General features: G+C 59.7%; 11 protein-coding genes, 3 pseudogenes and 1 riboswitch. Of the genes and pseudogenes, 11 read left to right on the top strand and 3 right to left on the bottom strand.

The window, feature by feature from the left end:
* Positions 1–246: 246 nt before the first annotated feature.
* Positions 247–469, bottom strand: a riboswitch (cobalamin riboswitch).
* 173 nt (positions 470–642) lie between these two features.
* The 4 genes from M3436_16265 to M3436_16250 all read left to right on the top strand — a co-directional run bounded on the left by M3436_16265 (position 643) and on the right by M3436_16250 (position 4,241).
* A complete protein-coding gene (locus tag M3436_16265) occupies positions 643–1,158 on the top strand; it encodes a Spy/CpxP family protein refolding chaperone (protein MDQ3565598.1) in 516 nt (171 codons plus the stop codon).
* A 78-nt stretch (positions 1,159–1,236) separates the two neighbouring features.
* Positions 1,237–1,908, top strand: a complete 672-nt coding sequence (locus M3436_16260) for a response regulator transcription factor (GenBank protein MDQ3565597.1) — start codon at positions 1,237–1,239, stop codon at positions 1,906–1,908.
* Positions 1,909–1,913: 5 nt separating this feature from the next.
* Positions 1,914–3,287 carry an ATP-binding protein gene (locus tag M3436_16255; protein ID MDQ3565596.1) on the top strand — a complete coding sequence of 458 codons (1,374 nt, stop codon included), beginning with the start codon at positions 1,914–1,916 and terminating at the stop codon, positions 3,285–3,287.
* Positions 3,288–3,557: 270 nt separating this feature from the next.
* Positions 3,558–4,241 carry a hydrolase gene (locus M3436_16250; GenBank protein ID MDQ3565595.1) on the top strand — a complete coding sequence of 228 codons (684 nt, stop codon included), beginning with the start codon at positions 3,558–3,560 and terminating at the stop codon, positions 4,239–4,241.
* Between the two features lie 367 nt (positions 4,242–4,608).
* Here M3436_16250 and M3436_16245 read toward each other — a convergent pair.
* The 3 genes and pseudogenes from M3436_16245 to M3436_16235 all read right to left on the bottom strand — a co-directional run bounded on the left by M3436_16245 (position 4,609) and on the right by M3436_16235 (position 6,935).
* Positions 4,609–4,776, bottom strand: a pseudogene (locus M3436_16245) (calcium-binding protein).
* Between the two features lie 93 nt (positions 4,777–4,869).
* A complete protein-coding gene (locus tag M3436_16240; GenBank protein ID MDQ3565594.1) occupies positions 4,870–6,252 on the bottom strand; it encodes a sorbosone dehydrogenase family protein in 1,383 nt (460 codons plus the stop codon).
* Between the two features lie 185 nt (positions 6,253–6,437).
* Positions 6,438–6,935 carry a GFA family protein gene (locus M3436_16235; protein ID MDQ3565593.1) on the bottom strand — a complete coding sequence of 166 codons (498 nt, stop codon included), beginning with the start codon at positions 6,933–6,935 and terminating at the stop codon, positions 6,438–6,440.
* Between the two features lie 140 nt (positions 6,936–7,075).
* Here M3436_16235 and M3436_16230 point away from each other — a divergent pair, with 140 nt between their 5' ends.
* The 7 genes and pseudogenes from M3436_16230 (at position 7,076) to M3436_16200 (ending at position 10,804) form a co-directional block, all read left to right on the top strand.
* On the top strand, positions 7,076–7,255 hold the full coding sequence (locus tag M3436_16230; protein ID MDQ3565592.1) for a hypothetical protein: 180 nt from the start codon (positions 7,076–7,078) through the stop codon (positions 7,253–7,255).
* 66 nt (positions 7,256–7,321) lie between these two features.
* Positions 7,322–7,531 (top strand): annotated as a pseudogene (locus M3436_16225) (hydrolase).
* A 42-nt stretch (positions 7,532–7,573) separates the two neighbouring features.
* A pseudogene (locus M3436_16220) lies at positions 7,574–7,696 on the top strand (hydrolase).
* Between the two features lie 554 nt (positions 7,697–8,250).
* Positions 8,251–8,646, top strand: a complete 396-nt coding sequence (locus M3436_16215; protein MDQ3565591.1) for a GFA family protein — start codon at positions 8,251–8,253, stop codon at positions 8,644–8,646.
* A 455-nt stretch (positions 8,647–9,101) separates the two neighbouring features.
* A complete protein-coding gene (locus M3436_16210; protein ID MDQ3565590.1) occupies positions 9,102–9,692 on the top strand; it encodes an aminoglycoside phosphotransferase family protein in 591 nt (196 codons plus the stop codon).
* Positions 9,693–10,244: 552 nt separating this feature from the next.
* Positions 10,245–10,628 carry a hypothetical protein gene (locus M3436_16205; GenBank protein MDQ3565589.1) on the top strand — a complete coding sequence of 128 codons (384 nt, stop codon included), beginning with the start codon at positions 10,245–10,247 and terminating at the stop codon, positions 10,626–10,628.
* On the top strand, positions 10,613–10,804 hold the full coding sequence (locus M3436_16200; protein MDQ3565588.1) for a hypothetical protein: 192 nt from the start codon (positions 10,613–10,615) through the stop codon (positions 10,802–10,804). The genes M3436_16205 and M3436_16200 overlap by 16 nt, the downstream gene beginning before the upstream one ends.
* Positions 10,805–10,928: the final 124 nt, after the last annotated feature.

The raw sequence follows: 10,928 nt of genomic DNA, 5'->3' as shown, positions 1-10,928 counted from the left end.
CTCTTTCATTTCCCGCTCCCTCCCGATGGTCGGCCGACATCGGTCCCTATACTAATCCATCATGGTGAGGGGAAACACTTTGGTTGCGGCCACAGGCCGCGCTAGGGATTTTAAAAGGCGTTTTTATTCCGACGGGAAGATACGACTGGACCTGTTAGCTGTCAAACACGCGGGTCCAGGATCGGGGAATTTTCTAGCCGGCCCATTGGCCCGAGGCGCTAAATTTCGGGGCGTTTTGCGGCACGGCACCGCAATCGCCTTGCAGGCCGGTCTCCGGGCTCGTAAGCGACCCCTGTCCTGCGTCAGAGGGATCGCCTTCCGGCGCGAGCGCGCAGTGGCTTAGAGGCCCCTTTGTGCCTACCTACCGTTGCGGGGGCAGCGCCGGATTGGGGATGGATACGATCCGCACCGGCTTCCCGTTTCATTCTCGGCCGATTGGCCGTCGAACACCTGAAGGCGAAGCTATTCTTCCTTGCGGCTCGCAGCTGTCAAGTTGATGGGCGCCTTGGCGCAACAACCCACCCTCACCGCGCGCTGCGATGAAACAAAACGAAACACGGCGATACGCCAACGAAAGGATCGATGCTACCGGCGGCGTTATGATAGCCGCCGTGTCAAACTCAATCTCAAAGGAGAAATCGCATGACCCCGTGGATCAAGCAATTACTGGTGGGCCTCTGCGGAGCTGCCCTAATCGCGACCGCTGCGACCGCCTTTGCCGATCGCGAACACCGTGGCAAAGGCTTTCATGGCTGTAGCAAATCCTGGATGCACGATGACAAGGCGCGTGCCGAGTTTCGGGCGAAACGAGCAGAACGGATCAGCACGGAGTTGGGCCTGAACGACGCGCAGAAGCAGAAGCTGTCGACTTTCTTCGACAAGCTTTCCGAGCAGCACAAAGCGATGATGGGCGACTCGAAGGGCCGGCATGAGCGGATACGATCGCTCATCAAGGATGAGAGCTTCGATCGCGAGCGCGCCCAGGCACTCTTGAACGAGAAGGCGGCTCGGCTACAGAGCAACGGCCCGAAGCTGATCGCGGCCGCGGCCGATCTCTTCGACAGTCTCAACGCCGAGCAGCAGCAGAAGGCGCGCGAGCTCTTGGAGCGGCGTCATGGCCACAGGGATCACCGTCCCAAGGCCGACCCGTCGGGCTAGTTTCTCCATCCCTTGCGCGACGGCCCGGCGTGCCGGGCCGTCGCTGTCTTTCGCGTCACGGAGCTGCGAGAATGTGCCATGTCCCGTATCCTGCTCATCGACGACGATCAGCAGCTCGCGGCGCCACTGGCGGTTTATTTCCGGCATTTCGGCGTCGACTTGGAGAGTGCCACGTTTCCTAGCGTTGGCCTCGCGCGGCTGCGCACCGAACCCTTCGACGCAGCGATCCTCGATGTCATGATGCCCGAGATGGACGGATTCGAGTTGTGTCGAACCATTCGCAAGGAGAGCGACATTCCCATCATCATGCTGACCGCCCGCGGTGAGTTGCCGGACCGCGTCGCAGGACTCGAGATCGGCGCCGACGATTATCTCGCGAAACCCTTCGAGCCGCGCGAGCTGGTGGCACGGATCCAGTCCATCTTGCGTCGCGAGCGGCGCAGGGCACCGCGGCAGCGGCTCGCTTTCGACGGTATCGAGATCGATCTGGAACGCCGGGAGGTGCTGCGGCACGGCGAACCCGTCAATCTCACCGGCACCGAGTTCGAGCTTCTCAAGCTGCTCGCATCGGAGCCAAAAAAGGTGTTCAGCCGCGATGAGATACTGAACCGTCTGCGTGGTACCGATGCCGATCTCTATACTCGTGCCGTGGACATCCTGGTGAGCCGCTTGCGCAAGAAGCTCGAGCCGCTCGACTGTATCAGGACCTTGCGAAACGCCGGTTACACCTTTGCCGGGGCACGCAAGTGAGGGCATTGCTCGGACGATTGCAGCGCTCCCTCAGCGTGCGGCTCACGGTTCTGTTTCTGTTTCTCGCCGTGGTGCTCGCCGTGGTGTTTCTGTACGGGATGAGGCTCGCGCTGTCCCGCAATTTCCACGACGTCATGCGGCCCCATATCGAGCATCATATCGATGCCCTTGCCGCCAAGATCGCCACCCCACCCAGCATCGAGCGGGCACAGGCGCTGGTCGCGCGCCTGCCACTGAAGATCGCCATCCGAGGGCCGAGGGTCGATTGGTCGTCGCATCCGGACAGCGACGCAGACTCCCCTGTTGACGGTGCGGATAATAGACGACGCCCACCGGTGCACCTGCGCGTGCTGGCTGACGGGCACCGCATCATGTTTCGTTTTCCGAAGCCCGATCGCGAAGGCCGACCGGCGATCATCGGGGCCATCACCCTGGCGGTGCTGCTGCTGCTGACCGCGGCGAGCTATTGGCTGGTGCGGCGCCTGTTCCTGCCGCTGGATGACATCCGCGCCGGGGCCGTCCGCTTCGGAAGCGGTGATTTTTCGCAGCCGATCCCGAAGCGCCGCGACGACGACCTCAGCGATCTCGCCTCCGAGATCAACGCCATGGCCGCGGACATCCGGCGGATGCTGGATGCCAAACGTCAGTTGCTGCTGGCCATCAGCCATGAGCTGCGCTCGCCCCTCGCCAGGGCCCGGCTCAATACCGAGCTTCTTACGGAGTCCGGCGAGCGCGACGCCCTGCTGCGGGATCTGGCCGTGATGCGCGATCTGATCGAGAAGTTGCTCGAGGGCGAACGTCTGAACGACCGTCACGCCGCGCTGCATCCCGAACCGGCCGATCTCAACGCGCTCGTCGACGAGACCGTAACCGACGCGCTTGGCAAAGGCAGACTCGAGATCGAGCTTGCACCACGATTACCAACCCTGATGCTGGATCGAACGCGGCTGCAACTGCTGTTGCACAACCTGATCGACAACGCCCTGCGCTACGGCCGCGAGGCCGCCAAGCCGCCGATCGTGATGACGACAATCGAGGCCCACCGCGTCCGACTGTCGGTACGGGACTTCGGACCGGGTGTCACGGCTGCGCATTTAACACAGTTGGCGGAGCCGTTCTACCGTACCGATCAGGCACGCACCCGCGGCCGCGGCGGCGTCGGCCTCGGGCTCTATCTCTGCCGCCGGATCGCCGAAGCACACGGCGGCACGCTGAGCCTGCGTAACGCCCACCCGGGCCTCGAGGTGGTGGTCTCTTTACCGATGCAGGATAGCCCGGAGCGGGCCAAATATGCCGAGCACCACAGATTGTGGGATGAGCAGGCTTCAAAGCTCGGCGAAAAACGGAAAAGTTGGGAGACCGGCATTGGTACAAGGTGATAGAGTATTTCATGTGTGGCCGCGAATGCAGTACGGAACATTGGGTCACGTGCGCCACCGGCACAAGCTGCGGCGGCTCAGCGTCGTAGTACAACATCTTCGCAATGCGTTGGCTGGCGTACCGCCCTGGGAGCGTGACTTGTCTACCCGCTAAGCGCGGGTGTTCGGATTTTCCAAACATCTCTTTCGGGGTTCCTAGTCTAGCCAAACCGGGACCCACGACTCTACACTCGCTGTGCTGTCCACCCACAATCGACTGAGGAGGAAGTCATGAGTGCATTCAAATACAAGCGCCTGAACAAGGACGACGCGGCCCTGCTCCTGGTGGATCACCAGGCGGGGTTGATCTCGCTGGTGCAGGACTTTTCGCCCAGCGAGTTCAAGAACAACGTGCTGGCCGTAGCCGCCTGCGGCAAATACTTCAAGCTGCCCACGATTCTGACCACCAGCTTCGAGACCGGTCCCAACGGCCCACTGGTGCCGGAATTGAAGGAGATGTTCCCGAACGCGCCCTACATTGCGCGTCCCGGGAACATTAATGCCTGGGATAACGAGGACTTCGTCAAAGCGATCAAAAAGACTGGCCGCAAGCAGCTCATCATTGCCGGCGTGGTCACTGAGGTCTGCGTGGCCTTCCCTGCGCTTTCCGCCATCGAGGAGGGATACGACGTGTTCGTCATCACCGACGCCTCGGGCACCTTCAACGAGGTTACCCGCCACAGCGCCTGGTTGCGGATGCAGGCTGCCGGCGCGCAGATCATGAGCTGGTTCGGCATGGCCTGCGAGTTACACCGCGACTGGCGCAACGACATCGAAGGTCTAGGCACGCTGTTCTCCAATCACATTCCCAACTATCGGAATCTGATGACGAGCTACTTCACTAAGAAGCAACGGCAAAGGCGCCCTCAGGGAACGGCGGTGACGCCCGGTGGTACACACCAAGCCAGGAGGTGAGCGATGGCGGACACTCGTGAACATGTTATGGCCGAAACAGATGCATTCGCCGAGACGGCATCACTCCCGCGATATGGAGACTTCGCATCCGCGACGCCGGCGCGATGGCACCTTGGCGCTGCGCTGTCTACGAAGACAAGCACGGCGCGACGCAGGTCTCCTACGACAAGATTCCACCCTTATGGCGGAGTATCAAAACGCCAAGTTGGACCCAATGCCGCAAGCAAGTGATGCCGTGCTGGATTGTCATGCCCGATAAAAGCATTCGGGCATGACAATCCGGTGAAACCGCGTAACTTCAGTTACGGGATCCCGCTCTCGCAGTTCGCCGCGCTGTCGGTTCCCGGCCCGCCGCCGCAGGCACCGTGCCGTCGCCGCCGTCCAGGCTGTCGTTGCCGTTGCCGCCGCTCAGCGCGTCGTTGCCGGTGCCGCCGTCGAGGGCATCATCGCCATTGCCGCCGGCCAGCACGTCATTGCCCGCGTCGCCGATTAGCCAATCGGAGCCGTTGCCGCCGCTGATGACGTCATTGCCGTCGCCGGCATAGGGCAGGACAACAAACCGCCCGCGATTCATGATCTGCCCTAAGCTGCGCTCGGATCAAACTCGTCCCTGGCCGCCGAGCCGCATTCAGGGCGCCGGTGGCGATGCCGGCGCCGTGCCCGCCGTCGCAGCGCTTACGCGCCAGATCACATTGCCGACATCGTCGGCGACCAGCAGCGAGCCTCGCTTGTCGATCGCGACGCCGACCGGCCGCCCGAACGCCTCGCCATCATTGTTGACGAAGCCGGACAGCACATCGACCGGCATGCCGCTCGGTTTGCCGCCGTTGAAGGGCACGAAGATCACCTTGTAGCCGCTGAGCGGATCGCGGTTCCATGAGCCGTGCTGGCCGACGAACATGCCCTGTTTGAACGGCTCGGGTAGGCTGCTGCCCTGCGCCGACGTCAAGCCGAGCGATGCGGTGTGCGGCCCGAGCGCATAGTCCGGCTTGATCGCCTTGGCGACCAGATCAGGCTGCGGCGGCTTGACGCGCTCATCGACATGCTGGCCGAAGTAACTGTACGGCCACCCGTAGAAGCCGTCTTCGCACACCGAGGTCATGTAGTCGGGAACGAGGTCGCTGCCGATCTCATCGCGCTCGTTGACCGAAACCCACAGCGTGTTGCCTTGCCAGGCCAAGCCGACCGGGTTTCGCAAACCGCTGGCATAGACGCGGCCTTGGCCGCTCGCGCGATCGAATTCCCATATCGCCGCGCGGCCTTTCTCGTGGTCCATCCCGTGTTCGGCGACGTTGCTGTTCGATCCGACCGAAACATAAAGTTTGGCACCGTCGGCGCTGGCAATCAGGCCCTTGGTCCAGTGGTGGTTCAGCGGCCCGCCCGGCAGGCCGGCTACCTTCGTTCCGGTAGCGCTGATCTTTGTGTCACCCGGCTTGTAGGGAAAACGCATCAGTGCGTCGGTGTTGGCGACATATAGCTCGTTGCCCACCAGCGCCATGCCGAATGGCGAGTTCAGGTTCTCGATGAACGCCGAGCGCACCTCGGCGACTCCGTCGCCATCAGCATCGCGCAGCAAGGTGATGCGGTTGGCGCTCGGCACCGCTGCGCCGGCCCGCTTCATGACCTTGTCCATGATCCAAGCTCTGATGCCGAGCAATTCCTCGCGCAGCGGGCGCTCCTCGGGCGCATTGGTTTCGGCGACCAGCACGTCGCCGTTGGGCAGCACATGCAGCCAGCGCGGATGGTCGAGGCCGGTAGCGAACGCGGTCACCGAAAGCCCCCGCGCGGCGACAGGCGTCACCCCCGTCGGCCAGTAGATGGCCGGCGCGATGTCAACCGTTGGGAGCAGTGAACTTTCCGGCGGCGGCAGCTTGGGGTCCGGGCCGATGCCGGCGGACACCGGCAGCTCGGCTGTGTTGCCACAAGCGGCGACCGCCGCGACGGTGAGGCACGCGGTTAGGCGCGGCACGAACGATGAGGGGCACAGGCCCGAATGGATCAATGTTTTCATCTTGCACCTCACTTGAATGTTGCTCCCTTGCGTGTCGAGCATCGCCGCGACGATGTTCGGATAGACACCGCATCGGCAATGTTGCCGCTCATGGTGATCGCGCGCCCCTCGTTCATTTAGCCTGGCGCTTCGCGGCCCCGCGCGGCGGCGCGTTGCTTTGCGGTTGCCGTAGCTGTTACGGATCCTTAATCGTTGTTGTCCTCCAGCCTCAGCCGCTGATGCCACTCTGCAAGCGATTCGTCGGGATACTCGTCGAACTTTTTGTCCTTGCGTTTCGCCTGTACCTCGACCCAGCTTGCCTTCGAGGCCAGCATCATGTGCGTGTGCTCAGGCGGGACCGGGAGCGCTGTGTCGATAGCGGAAGCGTGCGGGTGCACGAGATCGGGCCAGTTCGGATCCCAAATCCAAAGTGCGCTGCCGCAGCGCTTGCAAAAGCTTCTGCGGCCTGAGCTGCGCGCTGTCTTGCCTGCGTCCTCATCCATCATTCGTGCGCGATAGACGGAGATATCTTTCTTACCCTTGACCTTGAGCGTCCGGTTGTTGCCGCTTAGGTTGATCGCGTAACCACCGGCGCCAGCGGTTTTGCGGCAGATCGAGCAGTAGCAGCGCATGAAGGGATAGGGATGCGCGGATTCGAGCTTGAATCGCACCGAGCCGCAGTGGCACGAGCCTTCGAGTTTCAAGCGATCACGCCCCGTGTTTCAGAATGCCGAACTCATCCGAGCTGCGTCAACGCTCTACGATTCGCGTGCCTTGACAGGTACATCGGGATCGGCCTGATCGGCAGTCTGGACAGAGAACAGGAATCTGTCATATATTCCTGGTGCTTCTTCTGTTGCACGGTTTCGGCGTGGAACCGTCTGGCTTCCTCACAGCTTTTCCGCGCGATGATGATTTCGTGAGCCAAATTCAGCGCCAGGTTATTAGCCCGTTCATCGGCACAGCGGGCCGCCAATTCTCCACGCGTGCGTTCGACCACGACGCTGCCATCGAACTGCGCTAGCTTACTGCTCATCCGCGGCGGCACAGAGTAGCACGCTCGACCGCGGCTTTCAAAACGTCGGAAGCCACCGACGCCTCGGGCACCTTCAATGAGGTTACCCGCCACAGCGCCTGGTTGCGCATGCAGGCTGCCGGCGCGCAACTGATGAACTGGTTCGGCATGGCCTGCGATCTGCGCCGCGACTGGCGCAACGACATTGAAGGTCTGGGCACGCTTTCCTCGAACCACATTCCGAACTACCGAAACCTCATGACGAGCTACTTCACTAAGAAGTAAAGAGATCGCGTGAGTCAAGTGAATACGCCCCAAAAAAACGTGATGATCAATCCCGACGATGCCGTCATGCTGCTGATCGAACACCAGAGTGGTCTGTTCCAATTGGTCAAGGACATCCCGGTACCGGAACTGCGCCGCAACGCGATCGCGCCGGCGCGATTGGCGCCTTGGCGCTGCGCGCAATCGAACGCCTCGCGCGCTGCGGTCGGCGCTAGAACGGAAATCGGCAGGTGCGTGCGCACCCGCCGCCGCGGGTGGATGGGATCTTTGAATCAGGGGTGGGTTAGGGCGACAGCCCGTAACCCACCAATCGACAAGCATCGCTTGTCGCTTTAAACTTGCTACGTAATTGAGTCGGCCTCCCTGCCGATCTTTATGGTGGGTTGCGCTCCGCTTAACCCACCCTTTTACTGACTGATTTGAACGCCGTCGTCGGTTGGCCTGCGACAGCGACCTCCACAAGCTCCCTATCCGGGAATACAATCCCCCTTAGTAAAGAAACCTGATCCAGACTGACAAGCCCGGTGCCGTCGCGGTTTAGTCCAACAGACATTTATCCGTCATGCGCGCTAGCGCCCGAGCCGGTTTCGCGTATCTCGCCTGCGCACGACGGAAAAATGCGTATTCGTTAGGCGACGGTAAGGAGAAACCCAGTGAGAGATACGCCGAAGACTGTGACCGGAGGTTGCCTATGCGGAAAAGTACGATACGAGGCGCAAGTGTTTCTAACGAGCGGTTACTACTGCCACTGCCGTATTTGCCAAAAAAGCAGTGGCCAACCTGCCGAGATCACCGTGCCGATAAAGGCGGGCACGTTAGTTTTTACGAAATCTAGGCCGAAGTACTACGTCTCTTCAGAACATGGAAAACGCGGATTCTGTGAGGACTGTGGTTCGCGCCTCGTATGGGAGGCATTGGATCCGGAAAACGCTTGGTTGACGAACGTCACGGTTGGTTCACTCGATATTTCCGCGGAGGCACGACCAAGCAACCATATCTTCGTAGACACGAAACTGCCATGGTATGAAATTGACGAAGAGCTGCCGAAATTTCGTGAAGCAGAAGTCGAAGCAATGTTGGACGTTTGGAAGCAAGAGCGCACGCCGGGAGATTAGGTTATCTTCGTGCACTCGCCCCGGCCGTCTAACAACCCAATCGAGCCGCGCGTTTGCCCGCGGTCGCCGCTTCGCCGGTTAGCGTTGGCAGCGCGGCTCATCGGGACGTTGTGCAATAAGTTCCCATTCTATGCGACGCGAAAGGTAGGCGCAAATGCTTGAAGCTCCCGACGTGCGGGATACACAGATCACCGCATGCATTGAAAGAGACTATGGCTTATCCACGACTAATATTACCTTCCTGCTAATTGGCGCAGACGTAAACACAGCCGTGTATCGCATTGCAGTTGAAGGTGGGGATCAGTACTTTCTTAAACTCCGTCTAGGAGACTTCCCTGCCGGAACCGTTACTATTCCGCACTGGCTCGTGACAATGGGTATGGAGCCACTGATCACTCCCATCCCAACACGATCAACAGGAACCCCTGTGGGCGGAGCTTGATCCCTTCACAGCCATCCTATATCCGTTTGTAACCGGCAGGTCGGGTTGGGAAGTCGATCTGTCATATCGGCAATGGAAAGAGTTAGGGGCGGGGTTGAAAGCACTGCATACGTCAGTTGTGCCTCCAGAACTGGCCCGGACGATTCCCCGGGAAGGTTATTCCCCTGTGTGGTGTGATCGGGTTACTGCATTTCTAGAACGAGCGGCCAGTCTAAACTTCGATGATCCTATCGCTTCCAGGCTTGCCCATTTGCTCGATGAAAAGAGCACTACTATTCGCCATATCCTCACGCGGGCGGGACAGCTTGCCAAAGAGCTTATCCAGCAGCCACCAGTGAGCTGTCTATGTCACGGCGATATTCACGCGGGGAATATTCTGATCGATACCACGAACTCCCTGTATATCGTGGATTGGGACACGTTGGTTTTTGCGCCCAAGGAGCGTGATCTGATGTTTATCGGCGGTGGGGTGGGTGGAGCTTGGCGCACGGACCATGAAATAGAATGGTTCTATCAGGGTTATGGTCAGACCGATATCAATCTTATTGCGCTAAGCTACTATCGGTTTGAGAGAAGTTGTGCAAGACATCGGGGAAACGTGTGAAGAGATTTTCGCCACGGAGACAAGTGGAGAGGATCATGCGGCCATGTTGGAGCAGCTTGCTAAGCAGTTTGAACCTGCCAATGTCGTCGACATTGCCTATGCCACGGATCGCCGACTGCATGCGGAAAATTAGCAATTGGCGTTTGAGCGGCCCAACAAAGCGCTCCAGTGGACACGCAAAAAGCAGTGGAACCGATCTTTATCACAACAGCTTAAAGAACAGCAGCGGAATGTCCAAGTAGCTCTGACGGAGATGCAGGCTGACCTCCGCGCCATTCAATCTCCTTTACTGCCGTGCGGCCTTTTCTTTACGCTAAGGATACACAGTAGCGATGAAGATTTAGAACGCGTTTTCGGTAAACAAGAAGGCTTTCGCTCTTTTGGGCCGGCCAAGCCGATGCCTCCACCACCTTGTCGCCGACGTTACCCAGGACCATGCTAACCCCACTTCCGCAACTCACTGTCGATTTTTAGAGATTTTGAGGTCGGTAATTTTATAAATGTTTGTTCCGAAAGGATCGAGCCTTTTGCGACTGGGCGAAACGGCTTGTAGTGCCGACTTTAGCCCTTGATCTGGCGAGCGGTATTCCTAAAACTGATGGCATGTTCTTACGTGCCAAGACCCGCCTCAAAGACGGAAAGGAACACCGCTACTGGAGCATCGTGGAAAACCGACGTACGCAAGGGAATCGAGTAGTTCAGAGACAGGTGTTGTACCTGGGGGAGATCAATGACAGTCAGAAAGCAGCTTGGTGTAAAACCATCGAGGTGCTCCAGGAGGGGCGGGCACAGCCAACCCAGTTAGCGATCTTCCCAGAAGACCGGACGGCGCCTGCCTTGGACTGTGAGGTTGTGAGAATCAAGCTCCGTGAGGTGCGATTGTATCGTCCCCGGCAATGGGGTGCCTGCTGGCTACCACCTTGGGCGGCTTTCTAAAGAGTATCGAGGAACACTACGGACGAGCCCATCGCACCTGGGTGATGGACCGCGGGATCCCGACCGCAGCGATCCTCGCCCAAATGCGCGCGGCCGAGACGCCCGTTCATTATTTGGTGGGCACGCCCCGGGGACGTTTGAGCACGCTGGAAAAAGAGTTTCTCAAGCTACCCTAATCTCACCCGAGAACCTCCCGCTCGATTGTGGCAGTATTACATCCAACTGACCGAGATCGAACAGGCGTTCAAAGAACTCAAAGGCGACTTATCCATCCGTCCGATCTATCACCAGATCGACTCC

Source organism: Pseudomonadota bacterium (genome assembly GCA_030859565.1).
Lineage (GTDB): Bacteria > Pseudomonadota > Gammaproteobacteria > JACCXJ01 > JACCXJ01 > USCg-Taylor.
The sequence above is the reverse complement of the archived record's forward strand: the minus strand, read 5'-3'. Positions and strand labels throughout refer to the sequence as shown.

What these genes read in the sequence shown, in the direction of transcription:
- M3436_16265 (MDQ3565598.1), top strand. Translation starts at nt 643, where the DNA reads ATGACCCCGTGGATCAAGCAATTACTGGTGGGCCTCTGCGGAGCTGCC.
- M3436_16260 (MDQ3565597.1), top strand. Translation starts at nt 1,237, where the DNA reads ATGTCCCGTATCCTGCTCATCGACGACGATCAGCAGCTCGCGGCGCCA.
- M3436_16250 (MDQ3565595.1), top strand. Translation starts at nt 3,558, where the DNA reads ATGAGTGCATTCAAATACAAGCGCCTGAACAAGGACGACGCGGCCCTG.
- M3436_16240 (MDQ3565594.1), bottom strand. Translation starts at nt 6,252, where the DNA reads ATGAAAACATTGATCCATTCGGGCCTGTGCCCCTCATCGTTCGTGCCG.